This is a genomic window from Prevotella dentalis DSM 3688, from assembly GCF_000242335.1.
Classification (GTDB): domain Bacteria; phylum Bacteroidota; class Bacteroidia; order Bacteroidales; family Bacteroidaceae; genus Prevotella; species Prevotella seregens.
The window spans coordinates 1,448,065-1,466,359 of sequence record NC_019960.1; the positions used below are offsets into that span (position 1 = coordinate 1,448,065).

The 18,295-nt window shown below is 60.0% G+C and carries 8 protein-coding genes; 6 read left to right on the forward strand and 2 right to left on the reverse strand.

The features are described from left to right. The first annotated feature begins 81 nt into the window (after positions 1–81). Positions 82–1,224 (forward strand): glycoside hydrolase family 88 protein, encoded by a 1,143-nt coding sequence (locus PREDE_RS05725; protein WP_005844976.1) that lies wholly within the window; start codon positions 82–84, stop codon positions 1,222–1,224. 4 nt (positions 1,225–1,228) lie between these two features. Here the strand turns inward: PREDE_RS05725 and PREDE_RS05730 are convergent, their stop codons facing one another. Beyond that, positions 1,229–2,170 (reverse strand): glycoside hydrolase family 43 protein, encoded by a 942-nt coding sequence (locus PREDE_RS05730; protein ID WP_390183297.1) that lies wholly within the window; start codon positions 2,168–2,170, stop codon positions 1,229–1,231. A gap of 261 nt (positions 2,171–2,431) precedes the next feature. On the opposite strand from PREDE_RS05730, the gene PREDE_RS05735 reads away from it, so the two are divergent. The 5 genes from PREDE_RS05735 (at position 2,432) to PREDE_RS05755 (ending at position 14,880) form a co-directional block, all read left to right on the forward strand. Continuing rightward, complete coding sequence (locus PREDE_RS05735) at positions 2,432–5,731, forward strand: SusC/RagA family TonB-linked outer membrane protein (protein ID WP_005844980.1); 3,300 nt, start codon at positions 2,432–2,434, stop codon at positions 5,729–5,731. 16 nt (positions 5,732–5,747) lie between these two features. Next, a complete protein-coding gene (locus PREDE_RS05740; protein ID WP_005844983.1) occupies positions 5,748–7,751 on the forward strand; it encodes a RagB/SusD family nutrient uptake outer membrane protein in 2,004 nt (667 codons plus the stop codon). Between the two features lie 153 nt (positions 7,752–7,904). Next, complete coding sequence (locus PREDE_RS05745; protein ID WP_407635993.1) at positions 7,905–11,117, forward strand: glycoside hydrolase family 2 TIM barrel-domain containing protein; 3,213 nt, start codon at positions 7,905–7,907, stop codon at positions 11,115–11,117. Positions 11,118–11,332: 215 nt separating this feature from the next. Next, on the forward strand, positions 11,333–12,808 hold the full coding sequence (locus PREDE_RS05750) for a hypothetical protein (protein WP_005844989.1): 1,476 nt from the start codon (positions 11,333–11,335) through the stop codon (positions 12,806–12,808). 110 nt (positions 12,809–12,918) lie between these two features. After that, on the forward strand, positions 12,919–14,880 hold the full coding sequence (locus PREDE_RS05755) for an alpha-L-arabinofuranosidase C-terminal domain-containing protein (protein ID WP_005844991.1): 1,962 nt from the start codon (positions 12,919–12,921) through the stop codon (positions 14,878–14,880). 1,276 nt (positions 14,881–16,156) lie between these two features. Here the strand turns inward: PREDE_RS05755 and PREDE_RS05765 are convergent. Further along, positions 16,157–18,091 carry a rhamnogalacturonan lyase gene (locus tag PREDE_RS05765; protein WP_174264887.1) on the reverse strand — a complete coding sequence of 645 codons (1,935 nt, stop codon included), beginning with the start codon at positions 18,089–18,091 and terminating at the stop codon, positions 16,157–16,159. Positions 18,092–18,295 lie beyond the last annotated feature (204 nt).

Genomic DNA, 18,295 nt, shown 5'->3' on the forward strand with positions numbered 1-18,295 from the left:
CCGGCGCCGGCACGCCGCCGCACAGGACAGGCACGCCGGCACGACAACCGCCCATCCATAAACCCAATCATAAAACCGACCATGAGAAAGACTCTGATTATGGCCTTGCTGCTGGCATTCGGCCTTGGCCTACAGGCCAGGAACTGGACCCGAGAGCAGGTGGCCGCCCTCATCACCCGCGTAAACAACCATTGGCAAGAGAACCACAAGCCCGAAGTGCGCAGCTTTTGGGACGAAGCCGTGTACCATACGGGCAACATGGAGGCTTGCCAACTGCTGGGACAAGCCGCCTGGCAAGACTACAGCACGCGCTGGGCCGAGCACAACCTGTGGCAAGGGGCCCGCGAAACCGACCCCGCGAAGTGGAAATACCGCCAGTATGGCGAAGACCAGCAGCACGTGCTCTTCGGCGACTGGCAAATCTGTTTCCAGACTTACATCGACCTCTACTGGATGGCCAACGCCCAAGGGGCGTCGGCCCGCAACGAACGCATGGTGCAACGCGCCCGCGAGGTCATGGGCTACCAGGTGCGGTCGGCCGCCAACGACTACTGGTGGTGGGCCGACGCGCTCTACATGGTGATGCCCGTCATGACCAAAATGTACCGTCTGACGGGCGATGCGGCCTATCTGGACAAGCTCTACGACTACGTGTGCTATGCCGATTCTATCATGCTCGACGACGAGACGGGCCTCTACTTCCGCGACGGAAAGTATGTCTACCCCCGGCATGCCACGGCCAGCGGCAAGAAAGACTTCTGGGCACGCGGCGACGGATGGGTGCTGGCCGGCCTGGCCAAGGTGCTGCAAGACCTGCCGCGCAGCTGCCGCCACTACGCGTTCTTCCTCGAAAAGTACAAGCGGCTGGCCAAGGCCGTGGTGCAGGCCCAGCAGAAACAAGGCTACTGGACACGCTCCATGCTCGACCCCAAACAGGCTCCCGGCCCCGAAACATCGGGCACGGCGCTCTTTGCCTACGGGCTGCTGTGGGGCGTGAACCATAGCGAGCTGGCTCCGCAGAAGCCCGTCACGAAAGCCATAGACCGCGCCTGGCGCTACCTCACCGAGACGGCCCTGCAGCCGGATGGCGGCATAGGCTACGTGCAGCCCATCGGCGAGAAGGCCATTCCGGGCCAGGTGGTCGACCAAAATTCGCAGACCAACTTCGGCACCGGGGCCTTCCTGCTGGCCGCCTGCGAGTATCACCGCTACCTCGGACGGTGAGTTGTCAGGGCAATATCCGCTTGCCCACCTTCAGTTTGTCGCCCGACAGATCCACCTCGAACAGGCAAGGCTTGCGGATGGTACGGCCCGTGGAGCTGTCGTGGCTGTGCACGGCCATGAGCCACTGCCCCTCAAAGGTCTGGAAAAGCATGCCGTGGCCGTAATTGGGAGGCGTTATCGGATCCGGCTCCTGGAGCCAGGGGCCGTCGAGCGTGCCGCTCTGCGAGTAGGCCACGCCCTGCGTATAGACGTCCATCACCCAGCTGGTCCAGAGCATGCCCAGCCGACCCGTGCCAGTGCGGAAGAGCCAAGGGCCGTCGGTCACCTTGTTGGGGCGCACCCTGCCGTCCACCATCTCCCTGCTCCAAGGGCTGTCGCTGGCCCAGAAGAGCGTCTTGCCCTCGCCGATGCTGCCGCTCAGGTCGGCCTTGAGTTCTATTTTATCGACCGTGCCGTTGCCATTTTGCAGCCACTCCCAGCAGTACACCATATACGGTTTCCCGTCGGCATCCACCCAGAACGTTCCGTCGAGCGTGGGCTTGGAGGCCGGCAGATAGGTCTTGTCGCGCATCGGCCGGTATGGGCCCTCGGCCTTGTCGCTCACCAGCACGTGGCTGGCCCGGCGGTCAATCACGTTTCCCGCCACCGTGTCTATCTTCACCGCCTCGTTGGTAAAGGTGGCAAAATAGTAGTATTTGCCTTGATAGCGGTGCAGCTCCGCCGCCCAAATCATCGGGTTCGGGCCCATCCACGAGCTGCTGTCGGGCCGAGCCACGCGGTAAGGGCCCGTCCAACGCTTCAGGTCTGGGCTCTTCCAGAGCAGCCCGCCGGTGCCTGTCATATAATAAAGGTGGGTCACGGGGTCGGCCAGAATGCAAGGGTCGCTCAGCCGGATGTCGGCCAAGGCCACGGTTTGGGACGTATCTGCCGGTTCGGCAGCCGCCATGGGCTGGGCCGTCGAAAGGGCCATAGCCAGAGAAAACAGGAGGTTGTACATCATGATAGCTTGTTGTTGACGCTGCAAAAGTAAGCCATTCGCCCGACAACGGCAAGCCCGTGCGGGTCTTTTTTCCGGCATGCCGCAATTGAATCTTAATTTATGTTACAGAACACAGCGGCGTGTATGAACTTATGTTATATTTGCAAGGTAATCGATGAAACCGAAGAAACAAAGACAACCTATAACAATTAAAAACATTAACGACCCATGAAACAGAAACCTAATCCATCATCGACACAGCGCATTCTCCTGTCGTCGATATTGGCCTCCGCCTTGTTCGTAGGGCTTCCGCAGCCGCTGCGTGCCGGCATCAACGCCACTCAGACCATCCAGCAGGCCGGAATGGTGAACGGGCGGGTGGTGGACGCCAACGGCGAAGCCATCATCGGTGCCACCATCAAGGTGGTGGGCACCCAGGAAGGCACCGTCACCGACCTTGACGGAAACTACACTGTCAAGGCCAAGCCCGGCGATTTGCTCGAGATTTCCTACGTGGGCTACAAACCGCAAACCGTGAAAGCCGGCAGCGGCTCCGCCCAGATTACGCTCGTCGAGAACTCACAGAACCTGAACGAAGTGGTTGTTGTGGGCTTCGGCACACAGAAAAAGGTGAACCTCACCGGGGCCGTGGCCGTGGTCAAAGGCGACGAACTGGCCCAACGGCCGGTGCAGAGCGCAGCCCAAGCCCTGCAGGGCGTGGTTCCGGGACTGCAGATTTCCAGCTCGTCGGGCGGCTCGCTGGACTCCAATCCCAGCATCAACGTGCGCGGAACGGCCACCATCGGCGAGGGTTCCAAAGGTGAGCCGCTGATCCTCATCGACGGCATGGAGGGTGACATTAACACCGTGAACCCGCAGGACATCGAGAGCATCTCCGTGCTGAAAGACGCTGCTGCATCGAGCATCTACGGTTCGCGCGCACCGTTCGGCGTGATTCTCATCACCACCAAGAGCGGCGGCAGGGACGGCCGCGTGACGGTGAACTACAACAACAGCTTCCGTTTCAGCAACCTGATTCGCGGCAAGCACATGATGAACTCCGTAGACTTCGCCAGCTGGATGAACGACGCCCGCACCAATACGGGCAGCACCGTGTTCTTCGAGAACGACCGCATGAAGCAGATTGTGGACTATCACAATGCCACCCCCGTGAGTCCCGGCGTGCGCAAAGCCGCCGACGGCACCCTGCTTTATGCCATTCCTACCCTCAACGGCACGACGTGGGCCGATGGCTACGGCTATGGCATCGACGACGTAGACTGGTACGACGTGGTCTACAAGAACACGGCCTTCGCCCAAGAACACAATGCCAGCGTGAGCGGAGGAAACGAAAAATTCAACTACTACCTCTCGGGCAACTACCTCTACAACGGTGGATTCATCGACATGGGCAGCGACAATTACCACCGCTACAACGGTACCGTCAAGCTCAGTGGAGAGGTTTCTCCCTGGGCCCGCGTGAACTACAACATGCGCTTCACCCGCACCAACTACAAGCGTCCGGCGGCCCTCACCGACGCCCTGTACAGCGACATGGCCCGCCAGGGCTGGCCCATGCTGCCGCTCTACGACCGCAACGGCTATCTCTACAGCTCGCCGTCGCCCGCCCTCGGACTGGCCACCGGCGGCGAAGACCGAAAGGAGCAGGACGTCATCTACCATCAGCTGGGACTGGTGCTCGAGCCCGTCAAGAACTGGGTGACGCACATCGACTTCAATTACAAGATAGACAACAGGATACGTCACTGGGACAGCCAGCGCACTTACAACCACAACGTGGCCGGCGATCCCATCATTTACAACCAGAACTCCAACGTGCACGAAGACGAGTACAAGGACAATTACCTGAATTTCCAGGCCTACAGCGAATACTCCTGGTCGCTGGCCGCAAGGCATAACTTCCACATCATGGCCGGATTCCAGGCCGAACAGCTGAAGCGCACCGAGTTCGGACTGCAGCGAGACGGCATCCTCGACCCCTTCAAGCCCGAAGTTGACCTGACCAGCGGGCTGAGCTACGACGGCAAGGCCGTGGTGCCGAGTACGAACGGCACACGCAATCAGTGGCAGACGGCCGGATTCTTCGGACGACTCAACTACAACTACAACGAACGTTATCTGGCCGAAGTCAACCTGCGCTACGACGGCACTTCCAGATTCCGCACCGACAAGATGTGGAAGCTGTTCCCCTCTTTCTCGATGGGATGGCGCATCTCGGAAGAGAATTTCATGGAAGAGACCAAGAGTTGGCTCAGCAATCTGAAGCTGCGCGCCTCGTATGGCAACCTCGGCAACCAGAACCTCGACAACTGGTACCAAACTTATCAGACCATCAGCTACCGCTCTTCTGCCGGCAACTGGCTGCAAAATGGCGTGAGACCCAACACCACCGCCGCGCCGGGACTGGTGTCTGCACTGCTCACCTGGGAGACTTCCGAGAGCTATAACATTGGACTCGACTTCGGTTTCCTGAACAATCGACTGAGCGGAATCTTTGAATGGTACATCCGCAACACCAAGAACATGATGGGCAACGCCCCCGAACTTCCCGCCATCCTGGGCACCAATGTTCCCCAAACCAACAACACCGACCTGCGTACCACCGGCTGGGAATTCCAAATCAGCTGGCACGACCGGCTGTCCAACGGGCTGAACTATGGCATTACACTGAACCTTTCGGATGCCCGCACCAAGATTACGCGCTACCCCAACAACCCCACCAACTCTATAGACACCTACATTGCAGGCCGCTATCTGAACGAAATCTGGGGCTATACAACCATCGGAATTGCCAAGAGCAACGACGAAATGAACGCCCATCTGGCCCATGCCGACCAAAGTACACTGGGCAGCAACTGGGCGGCCGGCGACATCATGTACGAAGATACTAACAACGACAAGAAGATTTCTGCCGGCGCACGCACGCTGGCCGACCACGGCGACCTGAAGGTCATTGGTAATTCCACGCCGCGTTATCTCTTTGGTCTCGACCTGAATGCCAGCTGGAAAGGCTTCGACTTCCGAGCCTTCTTCCAAGGTGTGCTCAAGCGCGACTCGTGGCTCGGCGGCTCATGGGGTTCTCTGGAGTACTACTTTGGGGCTACCAACTCTTGGGAATGGTGGGCCACCGGCATCACCGCCGTCAAGGATTACTACCGTGATGCCAACACCTGGTCGGTGGCCAACGGTTACCAAAGTGCCAATCAGGACGCTTTCCTGCCGCGTGCCACGTTCAGCGACAAGAACGAACAGTGCCAGACTCGCTACCTGATGAATGCCGCCTACATGCGTTTGAAGAACCTGCAATTGGGCTATACCATCCCACGAAACATCACTGGAAAGTGGAGCATCACCAATCTCAGGGTCTTCTTTTCCGCCGAGAACCTCTTTACCATCACGAGCATGCCCGAGCAGTTCGACCCCGAAATGATTGGCAAAGACGCCAAGCATTCCAACGGTTATCCGCTCTCCAAGACATTCTCCTTTGGTCTTAACGTAACCTTCTAACCCCCCGCATGCTATTATGAAACGCTATAAGATTTCCCTGTTGGCCCTGGCCCTCACGGCCGGCTTGGCCTCTTGCAACGACTTTCTGGAGCAAGACCCACCGTCAAGTATCACTCCCGAGAACTTCTACACCAGCGAAGATCAGCTGCAGGCAGCCGCAAACCAGCTCTATACCGACATTCTGCCCGGACATGGAGGCTGGAATTACGGCACCTATACCAGCGACAACAACACCGACAACCAAATGTCGCGCACGCCAGGCAACCAGTTTTCCACCACGCTCTACCGTACCAGCAACACCAACGACGACTGGAACTGGACCCGTGTACGCAACGTAAACTACCAGTTGGGACAGATTTTGCCCAAGTATAATGCCAAAGCCATCAACGGTTCGGAAGCCAATATCAAGCAGTATATTGGGGAGCTTTACTTCCTGCGGGCATTCGCTTACTTCGACTTGCTCCAGAAATTCGGCGACCTTCCCATCCTCACCGTGGCCATGAAAGACGTGGAAGTCGACCTCGTGGCGGCCAGCAACCGGCAGCCTTGCAACGAGGTGGCGCGCTTTATCCTCAACAATCTCGACACGGCAGCTACCTACATGGAGGGCCACACCGTAGCCACCACACGCATTGGCTACGATGCCGTGCAGCTCTTCAAGAGCCGCGTCGCCCTGTACGAGGGCTCCTGGCTCACCAATTTTGCCGAGACACCTTTCGTGCCCAACGGCACCGGATGGCCCGGAGCCAGCAAGAACAGCGGCTATCAGTTCCCTGCAGGTTCCATCCAGCAGGAGGCACGGTGGTTCCTCCAGCAAAGCGTGGACGCTGCAGAAAAGGTTGCAGAGAAGTATAAGGGGCAGCTGTCGGTCAACAACGGCACCGTGCCCCAGGCGCTCGGGCAGGACAATCCCTATCTCGACATCTGGGGAACAACCGACTGCTCCAAGACTCCCGAGGTGCTTCTCTGGCGGCAATACAGCAAGTCGCTCGGCGTACAGAACGACATTGAGGTCGCAGTTCAGAAAGGTAACATCGGCACTGGCTTCACTCGAAGCCTTATTGAGAGCTATGTCATGAAAGACGGCAAGCCCATCTACGCCTCGAGCTACACCTACAGCGACACTTCCGTCAGCAAGGTGACCGTCGATCGCGACCCGCGTCTCACCGTCATGCTCAAGAAACCGGGCGACAGGAACGCCTTTATCAACGTCACAGACGAGGCCGGCACCCACTGGACCGAGATCGAGCCCGTGCCCAACATCCTCATTTCCAACGCCGAGGACGGCTACATCACGGGCTACGCCATTCGCAAAGGCATGACCCACGACCGCTCGCTCACCGCCAACGGCGGAAGTTACAACGCCTGCGTCGTCTTCCGCGCCACCGAAGCCCTGCTCAATTACATGGAAGCAGAGTACATGCTCACCGGCAATCTGGGCACCGGCCACACCTTAGAATACTGGAGAGCAGTGCGCACCGCAGCCGGATTCACCGGCGATGCCATCGATCCCAACGTCACCATCAATGCCACAGACATGAGCAAGGAGACCGGAGACTGGGGTGCTTACACCGCCGGCAAGGTGCTCACCGACAAGGTGCTCTACAACATCCGTCGCGAGAGACGCTGCGAACTGCTGGCCGAGGGGCTGCGCGACATGGACCTGAAACGCTGGCGCGCCTTCGATCAGCTCATTGCTACTCCCGCCCACACCGAGGGCATCCACTTCTGGGGCACCGTGATGCAGCACTGGTATGCCGCCCAGGATGTGGTGGCCGACGGGTCGAGCGCGGCCACGGTCTCCGCACAGAGCAAGAGCGAGTACTTCCGTCCGCACGAGATTATCAAGGACAACAACAACTTCTACGATGGACTCACCTGGAAGATGGCCCACTATCTGGAGCCGTTGCCGCTGCGACAGTTCCTCCTCACGGCCCCCGACCACGCCACCATGAGCGAAAGTCCCATGTACCAGAATCCGTATTGGGGTCTGGAAACCGACAAGACCGCCGCACAATAACCCCACGGCCCACAGCTTTTTCAGGGGGGCACGCACCGACTGGTGCGTGCCCCCCTGATTTGTTTTTTAGACGAAAAAGGCGGCAAATCTTGCTGATATAAATGATTTTACGTAAATTTGCCTACAAAATTGCAATCTAACCAATTATCAATGATGAAAACAACCCTATTCATTACGGCCATGATGGGCATGGCGCTAAGCATGACAGCAGCCAAGCCCAAGCCGTCTGTCGCGGTCGATCCACAACCCACATGGACAGAATGGAACGACTTACAGGTGAACGAAGTGAACCGTTTCAAGATGCACACCAGCTTCTTCGGCTACGAAAATGAGGCTGCTGCCCTGAAAGGCGACAAGACAGCCTCTGCCAACTACCTGTCGCTGCATGGCCCATGGAAGTTCAACTGGGTGGCCAATGCCGACCAGCGGCCCACCGACTTCTACAAGACCGACCTCGATGACTCTGCTTGGAAGACCATGCAGATACCGGGCAACTGGGAACTCAACGGCTTCGGCGATCCCGAATATGTCAATGTTGGCTTTGCCTGGCGTTATCAATTCGACTGGAACAAACCGCTCAACATACCCACCAAAGACAACCACGTGGGCAGCTATCGCCGCACCGTCACCCTGCCGGCCAACTGGAACGGCAAGCAGATCATCGCCCACTTCGGCTCCGTCACTTCCAATATCTACCTCTATGTCAACGGCCGCTACGTGGGCTATGCCGAGGATGCCAAATCGGCTGCAGAATTCGACATCACCCAATATGTGCACCCCGGGGCCAACCTCATCGCGTTCCAGACTTTCCGTTGGTGCGACGGTTCGCTCAGCGAGGACCAGGATTTCTGGCGCCTCTCCGGCGTGGCCCGCGACAGTTACCTCTATGCACAGGATGCCAAAGTGAACGTAAGCAACCTCCGCATCACCCCCAACCTGGAGAATGACTATACCGACGGCGAGTTGCTCATCGACGTAGACGTGCAGGGCGACCCGGTCATTGAGTTCCAGCTGCTCAACGAAGGAGGGGCCGTGGTGGGCCGATCCACGGGCAACTTCCGCCGCATGACCCGCGGTACAGCCCGTTTCATGGTGCGCAACGTCAAGAAATGGACCGCCGAAACTCCGTATCTCTATACCCTGCTTGCCGTTGTCAAGGATGCCAAGGGCAACGTGGTTCAGGCGATTCCACAGAAAGTTGGCTTCCGCAAAGTCGAGATCAAGAACAGCCGGCTCCTCGTCAACGGCCAGCCTGTACTCTTCAAGGGCGCCGACCGCCACGAGATGGACCCCGACGGCGGCTACGTAGTCACTCGCGAACGTATGATTCAAGACATCAAGATTATGAAGCGGCTCAACATCAATGCTGTGCGCACCTGCCACTATACAGACGATCCTCTCTGGTACGATCTCTGCGATGAGTACGGCCTCTACGTGACGGCCGAGGCCAATCAAGAGAGCCACGGATTCGGCTACAACGATAACTCTGAGGCCAAGAAGCCCATCTTTGCCCGCCAAATACTGGAGCGCAACCAGCACAACGTCGAGATACAGTTCAACCATCCGAGCATCATCGTGTGGAGTCTGGGCAACGAAACCGCCGACGGCCCCAACTTCACGGCTGCCTATCAGTGGGTCAAGAGCCAGGATCAGAGCCGCCCCATACATTGGGAGCGCGCTGGCATCGACGGTTCCAACACCGACATCTTCTGCCCCATGTACTATTCGCACGAGGCTTGCGAGCGATATGCACAGAATCCCGCCTACACCAAGCCGCTCATCCAGTGCGAGTACAACCACACGATGGGCAACTCAGGCGGCGGCCTCAAGGAGTACTGGGATCTCGTGCGCAAGTATCCCAAGTTCCAGGGAGGCTACGACTGGGACTTCGTAGACCAGGGATTGCACCGCCATCCCGACTTTAAAGCCAGCCGTACACTGGCCGATTACGAAGCCATCGCCGCCAAATATGAGGTCGGTACCGGCAATATGTCACCCCTCTATACCTATGGCGGCGACTACAACAAGACCGATGCTTCAGACAACAACTTCAACTGCAACGGCATCATCGGCCCCGACCGCCAGCTCAATCCACACGCCTACGACCTGGCCTACGTGTATCAGAACATCTGGGCCCAGCCCGTGGACCTCAAGGCCGGAACCGTCTCCGTGTACAACGAATACTTCTTCCGCGACCTCTCCAACTACAAACTCGTGTGGACATTGCTCCAGAACGGCAAGGCCGTTCAGCATGGCGAGGTGGACGACTTGCAGGTGGCCCCGCAGCAGACACGCACCTATACCCTGCCCTATCAGGTGCCGGCCGATGGCGAAATCATGCTCAACATCGAGTTCAAGCTCAAGACTGCCGAGCCGTTGATGGCCGCCGGGCAGACCGTTGCCCACCGCCAGCTCGCCGTGCGCGAGGAAGCTCCCGTGAGCTACACCGAGAACACGATGATGAATCAGAAGCTGAAGATCGACAACAACAAGAAGAACCCACTTCTGTTGCTCACGTCGGATCAGGCCCGCCTAGCGTTTGACAAAGCCACCGGACTGCTCTGCCAGTACACCGTGGACGGCCAGAACCTGCTCGGTGAGGGCGGTGCCCTGAAGCCCAACTTCTGGCGCGCCGTGACCGACAACGACATGGGCGCACAGCTGCAAAAGAAATTTGTCGCCTGGCGCAACCCCAAGATGACGCTCAAATCATTCGTCGTCGAGAAAGTGAAAGCCGGCAAGGGCACCGCCGCCAAGGTAACAGCCACCTACGACATGCCCGAGGTGCAGTCCACCCTCACCCTCACTTACAACGCAGCAGCCGATGGCAGCCTGGCCGTAACCGAGGCCCTGAAGACCACGCCCGGCGCCGAGGTGAGCCCCATGCTCCGTTTCGGCATGCTGATGGAGCTGCCCTACGGCATGGATCGCAGCCAGTTCTACGGCCGCGGCCCCATCGAGAACTACATCGACCGCAAGGAAAGCCAGCCCCTGGGCATCTACACCCAGACGGCCGACCAGCAGTTCTTCCCCTACATCCGGCCGCAAGAGACCGGCACCAAGAGTGACATCCGCTGGTGGCAGCAGACCGACGGCGCGGGACGGGGCTTCCGCCTCACCGCCACCGACCGCTTCAGCGCCAGCGCCCTGCACTACAGCGTGACCAGTCTGGACGAGGGCGACGAGAAAGCCCAGCGTCACTCGCCCGAGCTCGAGCGCAGCAAGTACACCGAGCTCTGCTTCGATCTGGCCCAATATGGCCTGGGCGACGAGAACAGCTGGGGGGCCTTGCCGCTGCCGCAGCACCGTCTCACCTACAAGGACATGACCTTCACGTTCTGCATCACGCCGCAGACGGTGAAATAATCATCCGCTCCCTACACTCCAAGAGGGTGTGCCAAAACAAAGAATCATAGCCAAATCGCAGGGACATACACCTTGTATGTCCCTGCATTGAACGGTGCGGACAGACACGCGCAGGGGTTATCCCCACATGCAAGCCGCAGTTGTTCTGTTTTGACACACCCTCTTTTTCTTACCATTTTTTTATAGGATAACACCCCGTCACACAGAATCTGGATATGAAAAACAAATGCTATTGGGCCGCCGCCTGCTTAATGGCCCTCTCCCTGCCCCTCCATGCCGACCCCGGCGACACGTTGTCGCTGGACGAGAAGTGGCTTTTCAAACTGGCCAAGACCGAGTCGACGGCCCCCCGCGACTATGCCGCACCCCACTGCGACGACTCCCAATGGGGGTTCCAGAAGATGCCCGGCACCTGGCGCGTGCCCGTTGCCTGGGCCGAGTCCAACTATGTGGGCACCTACCGGGGCTGGCTCAAGATGCCGCCCACACTCAAGAACCGCCGCATCTTTCTCCACCTGGGCTTCACCACGGCCACGGCCGACATCTACGTGAACGGCCAGAAAATAGGCCGCTCCGCCACCGACCGGGCGCAGACCGAGTTCGAGGTGACGCCCTATATCAAGCTGGGCCAGCGCAATCTCTTCGTGTTCCACATGCCCCACTACGACGAGGGTGACACGCCCTTGTCCCCCGACGACAAGACGGGCATCCTCTCGCGCAGCTTTGTCTACAACATGCCCGCCGACGCCAGCCCGGCTCCGGAGCAGATCCCCGCCCCGGCCTCACCCGGCACCCGCGTGGGCGACCGCCGCAACCTGGCCCTCAGCCGCGGCTTCGACGACACGCCCCAGCGCATGCTCTCCGACATCGAGCGGCTGCGCCAGCTGGGCTTCGGCGCCATCACCTACAACAAACTCTCGTCGTCGCCCGAGTTTCTCGCCTTGGCCCGCCGGCACAACATGCCGGTGGTGAGCACGCCGCCCGTCACCTCGGAGCGGCTCGTCGACGAGAACAACGCCTACACCCCCGCGGCCTACGACCTGCTGCTGCCCGCACCCGACTTCGATTTCACGAAAGCACTGGCCGACAAACGCCGGCTGGCCGGCGAGGCCCTGCCGCACCCCCGCCCCCGCAAAAAGAAGACAGACGACTGGTTTACCGTCAGGGACAAGACCTATCACATCGTGTTCGACCGCTTCACGGGCCTCATCCACAGCTACACACTGAACGACGTCGCCGTGTTCTCGGCTCGCGTCACCGTGATGCCCAACGCGCGGTTCAAGCTCGTGAGCTTCAAGAACACCCGGCCCCACAAGCTGCGTGGCACCCGGGTGACGGCCGTCTACGACGTGGAGGGCCAGGGCCGCGTCACGTGGGTCTACGACATTGCGCCCAGCGGCGTGCTCACTCTCACGGCCGGGGGCGGCAGCGACATCCTCGTGTCGCTCTCGCCACGGTTTGAGCAACCGCAGGTCCTGGCCCAAGGCTTCACCGGCACCGACACGCTCACCACCCTCCCCGACCGCCGTCCGCGCGCCTACCTCGTGCGGGGCACCGAGGCCAACGGCCACGGCATCGAGGTCATGGGGCCCCGTCCGTTCACCGCCCTCAAGGCTCCGGCCACGACGCAGGTCATCGTCCACCACGACGCAAAAGACTTTGAACTGTCCTTTTTGCCCCTGACCCTGTAAGGTTCGCAGGGCTTTCTGCCCGGCTGTCCACCTTTTTAAGAAGAAAAATCCACCCCCAAGCGGGTGGATTTTTGTATCTTTGCACCACAACCATTCAACCATTAAGATTTATGAAACATCGAAAACTCTTCTCCGCGCTGGCCATGGGCCTCCTGGTTTCCATGGGAGCCTCAGCACAGCCGCGCCAGTTCACGGTCAACGCCAAGCCCGGCGGCCCCATCCAGCCCACCATGTACGGCATCTTCTTCGAGGACATCAACTTTGGCGCCGACGGCGGTCTTTATGCCGAGTTGGTGGAGAACCGGAGCTTTGAATTTCCCAACAACCTCATGGGATGGGGCACTTTTGGCAACGTCTCCGTGAGTGACGTGAAGCCTGCTTTCGACCGCAACCCGCACTACGTGGTGCTCGAGTCGGCCGGCCACGACCAGAAGTTCACCGGGCTGGAAAACCGCGGCTTCTTCGGCATGGGCCTGAAGAAAGGCATGAAATACGACTTCTCGGTCTATGCCCGTCTGCACGATCTGCAGGGCAAGGAGGCCCGGATACGCGTCGAACTGGTGGACAACCAGGACGTGCCCATCGACAAACAGACCATCACCATCAAGGTCAGCCAGTGGCAAAAGGCCACCGCAACGCTCACCTCCAACCGCACTGTGGAGAAAGGACTCCTGCGCATCTTCCTGGAAAGCAGCGACGGTATAGACCTCGATCACGTGAGTCTTTTCCCCGAAGACAGCTGGCACGGACTGCGGGCCGACCTCGTGCAGGACCTCGCCGACCTGCATCCCGGCATATTCCGCTTCCCCGGCGGCTGCATCGTGGAGGGTACCGACCTGGCCACGCGCTACCAATGGAAGAACAGCGTGGGCGACGTGGAGAACCGTCCGCTCAACGAAAACCGCTGGAACTACACCTTCCCGCACCGCCTCTTCCCCAACTACTACCAGACCTACGGCCTGGGCTTCTATGAGTTCTTCCTGCTCTCCGAGAAGATAGGGGCCGAGCCGCTGCCCATCCTCTCCGTGGGCCTGTCGTGCCAGTACCAGAACAAGGACGACGCCTGCAACGCCCACGTGGCCGTGGACGACCTGCAGCCTTACATCGACGACGCCCTCGACCTCATCGAGTTTGCCAACGGTGCCATCACCACCAAGTGGGGCAAGCTGCGCGCCGACATGGGCCATCCGGCTCCTTTCGGCCTCAAACAGATTGGCATAGGCAACGAACAGTGGGGCGAGCTCTACCCCGTTCGTCTGAAAAAGTTCGTCGAACAGATTCGCGCCAAGTACCCCAACATCAAGATTTGCGGCTCATCGGGACCCTCGGCCAGCGGCGAAATGTTCGACTATGGCTGGGAGCAGATGCGCAAGCTCGACGTGGACCTCGTGGACGAGCACTACTACATGTCGCCCGACTGGTTCCTGAAGAATGCCGGCCGCTACGACAACTACGACCGCAAGGGCCCCAAGGTGTTCGCCGGCGAGTACGCCTGCCACGTCAGGGGACTGGACAAGGAGCCCACCGTGGCCATGAACAACTTCGAGGCCGCCCTGGCCGAGGCCGCCTTCATGACGGGTCTTGAGCGCAATGCCGACGTGGTGTACCAGGCCACCTACGCCCCGCTCTTCGCCCATGTAGACGGCTGGCAGTGGCGTCCCGACCTCATCTGGTTCGACAATCTGCGCAGCGTGCGCTCGGTCAACTGGTATGTTCAGATGCTCTACGCCACCCATCGGGGCACCCACATGCTCTCGCTCACCGAGAACGGCAAGGCCGTCGAGGGTGCCGACGGCCTCTATGCCAGCGCCGTCTACGACAAGGATGCCAAGCAATACATTGTCAAGATAGCCAACACGGGCGACAAGGCGCAGGAGATTGCCCTGAACTTCAAGGGTGCCAAGGGCCTCGGCGCCGGCACCGCCATCACGCTGCATGCCGACGATCCCCGCGCCGTCAACTCCCTGGACAAGCCCAACAGCGTGGTGCCACAGGAGTCCGGCGTACAGGCCAACGGCTCTGCCGCCACCGTTACGGTGCCTGCCAAGACCTTCGCCGTGTACAAATTCTGATCCCAGACACACGCCATCCCACCGCCCCATCCCCGGAAACGAGGATGGGGCGGTGCCATTTCTGAGACAGAGCAACGGGTGGAGTCAGACAGAGTCATGGGAGGTTTTAGACAGAACAACATATCTTACAGATGGCTCGCGCGGTGGAAAGGCTCACAGATTCCACAGATTTCACAAATACTGCGCGAAGAAAGGCTCACGCAGAGGCACGGAGACAAGGAGGCTGCGCGGGGGAAAGGCTCACAGATTCCACAGATTTCACAGAGGCTGCGAGGAGAAAGGGTTCATGCAAAGGCGCGAGGACAAGGAGGTTGCGCGGGGATTTTCAAATCTGAATTTGGGGAAAACGAATGGATGGCCAGTGATTAAAGGTGTTGGCGTAGGGGTCGGCCTCCATGCCAGCCCCTATGTTTGGAACAAACGTTCACGGTGGCAGAATGCGTGAAAACATGGTTGTGCATGCGCCACGATGGGGCCATGCCATGACGAATCAAACCCAATCTTTGTGGCATCCCTCGGTCGGGGCAAAATTGTCACGGTGTAAACGCGTTGTGTTTGCGCCGCCATCGCATCCCGTTAACACCGTTATCACGATGCAAAAATGCCGTAAACGCGTTGCGTTTACGGCATTTTTGTTGTAGGTGTATGGTATCATGGTTGATGAAATGCGGTGTTTATGTTGTGGGTACACGGTATCATGGTTGATGGAATGCGGTGTTTATGTTGCGGGTGCACGGTGCAATGGTTGCGGATATACGGTATAGCGTTTTGGAAAATGCGGCGTAATGGCTATGGGTGCACGGTATATTTGTTGCGGTCGCACGATATAATAGTTGCGAAAATGCGGTATTATGGTTGTGGGTACATGGTATAGTGTTTGGGAAAATGCGGTGCAATGGTTGTGGGTGCACGGTGTCGCCATGGCATGCCAACGGTGTGTGGACATTTCGTATTGCATGTAACGTTTGTTCCAAACGTGCGGGCCGGCACGGAGGCCGGCCCCTACGCCAATACCCTTGACCGGTTTAGACCCATTCGGTTACCCCAAATTCAGATTTGAAAATCCCCGCGCAGCCTCCTTGTCTCCGCGCCTCTGCGTGAGTCCTTTCTTCGCGCAGCATTTGTGAAATCTGTGGAATCCGTGAGACCTTTCCACCACGCAGCCAATATGTTCTTTTGTTACTATGTCTTTCTCCCACCGCGTGAGCCATCTGTAAGATATGTTGTTCTGTCTAAAACCTCCCATGACTCTATCCATGACCCGCCGTTGTTCTGTCTAAAACCCGGTGGGCACGGGGGCGTCGGGACCGAGGTAGCAGCCCAGTTCGGGCGGTTGGTTGTAGGCCACATTCTCGGCGGCCACACTCGCGCGGTAGGGTATGTCGGTCATGAGGCAGGGCACGCGGTGGGGCGTGGTTATGGGCGACACATAGATGCGCAGCTCCGTGCTCTGCGCGTTGCGGACGACCACCTCCTCGCGCCAGTCGCCCAGGATGTCGGCCGAGAGGCAGGGATTGGACTTCGTGCCGTTGTTGAACTGCCCGTCGAAACGCGTCACCACGTCCATGGCCTGTGTGTCGGGGTTGTAGCGTGTCACCGTCTCGTGGTCGAGCAGCTGCCGCGTGAGGCCGCCGTCCCACCAGATGCCGAAGTTGCACGACAGGCGTGCCACGTCGCGGCTGGCGTCACTGTAGTCCACCTCGCCCCGCTGCTCGTGCTGCCGCGCCGTGGTGCTGAAGGGCGAGGTGAGCGGCACATTGGAGCTCCACACCTCCACGCCATACTGCGTGGAGTCGATGTCGGCGGCCATGGCGCGCCCCACGTCGAAGTCGGCCTTGCGCTGAAACACCACACGTCCGGTGGCCGCCTCGCGTAAGTCGGAGCCGTCGCGGCGGTTCTCGTGGCAGTCCCAGACGAAGAGTTTGTTCGTCCGCGGCTCGGCCACGAGGTGGATGGCGTCGCCATGGCCAAAGCCCGTGTTGTAAAGTCCGCGGCCGTCGTGGTCCACACACATCGAGCCATACACAATCTCATCCTTGCCGTCACCGTCCACGTCGGCCACGCGCAGGTTGTGGTTTCCCTGCCCCGCATAGTCAGGACGGGCGTGGTTTTCGAGTCCCAGCTCGCGCAGGAGCGCCAGCTGTTCGGGCTGCGGGTGGGTGTCGAAATACCAGTGCAGCCTGAGGTCGCGGCCGTCCCAGTCCCAGGCGGCCAGCGTGGTGCGCGTGTAATAACCGCGGCAGAACACCGCCGAGGGCCGCCGCCCGTCGAGCCAGGCCAGTGCAGCCAGATAGCGTTCGGAGCGGTTGGCATGGTCGTCACCCCAGCACATGAGCGGCCCGCGGTCGGGCAAATAGGGCACCGTCTTGAGTGCTGCGCCGGTGAGTCCGTCGAACACGGTGAGATATTCCGGCCCCTGCATGATGCGGCCATACTGCGGCGTGCCCGCCTCGAGGCTCCGCCAGTCGCGGTTGGCGTCGCCGATGGCACGCCCCGTGCCGTCGATGGTGCCGTCGGCCGTCTTCATCATGAGCTCGGCGCGGCCGTCACCGTCGAAGTCGTAGGCCAGAAACTGCGTGTAGTGAGCCCCCGCCCGGATGTTGCGCCCCAGGCAGATGCGCCAGAGACGCGTGCCGTCGAGCCGGTAACAGTCCATATAGACAGGCGAGGTGAGCCCGACGTGCGAATTGTCGTGGGCGTTGGAGGGCTCCCATTTCAGGAAGAGCTCGTACTGTCCGTCGCCGTCCACATCGGCCACCGAGGCGTCGTTGGCGCTGTAGGTCACGGGCACTCGGCGCGCCATGCCGTCCCTGCGCGGGTCGGTTGTGGGCCTCCTGCCGCCGCCACGGCCACGCTGCCGCGGCCATGCCTCAGTGCTGTCGGCGGTGACGGGCGGCGTGAGCGGGATGGCCAGAAAGCCGTCGGGGGCGGCGGGCGTCACCGTCCACGAGCCGCTGCGGCCGCCGCCGCGCACCTCGTAGGTGGCCGGGACGGCCAGCGGATGGCGGTCGATGAAGAATGTCCCGCCCCCAGTGAGCGGCCGGGGCGTGAGGCGCACGCCGTTGCGGTACACGTCGAAAGGCTCGGCGGCACGGTCGCCGGGCAGCGTGCGCCAAGACACCACCACCTCCGAACCGTGGCGCAGGGCCACCACGCCACGGTTGAGCCGCTCGGTGACCATGCGGGCGCGGTCGTAGCGCGTCTGGGCCATGGCGGGAGTGGAACACAAGGAAAGGGCCGTCAGCCCCAGAAAGAACAGGCGACGCGCACGGGCAGACCTGCCCGCAGCATAGCAAAGGGAATGGCAGAATAGTTTCATGTTGTTTCATTTGTTGGTTTCGGAGGTCGCATCGCCGCCCGTCGGAAAGGCTTGCTTTCCTGCGGCCGCGTGCAAACGATCTGTTGCAAAGGTAAA